A 228-nucleotide genomic window follows, 5' to 3' on the forward strand; every position below is an offset into this window, starting at 1 on the left:
TCAGAGTGGGCGCCGGTTTCCATTCTCGAGACTGTGCTGCGGGCGACGCCGACCTTGCGGGCCAAGGCGGCCTGGCTCAATCTTGCGCTGAGCCGGATCCGCCGGAGCTCACGTCCCATCTCGATACAAGACAGCATCATTGCCTCCCGAGGCGTGTCGGAATTCAGCATAGACGCGCACACAGAAACGTGCAAACGTTGTAGCGCCAGTGCTACAGGGGAGCGCCTG

General features: G+C 62.3%; 1 protein-coding gene. It reads right to left on the reverse strand.

Annotated elements, in window-relative coordinates; all coding sequences use genetic code 11:
- Positions 1–170 (reverse strand): helix-turn-helix transcriptional regulator (locus SB775_RS34570; protein ID WP_410865797.1); only part of this gene is annotated, 170 nt, incomplete at its 3' end.
- Positions 171–228: the final 58 nt, after the last annotated feature.

It is taken from the genome of Peribacillus sp. SIMBA_075 (assembly GCF_046534585.1).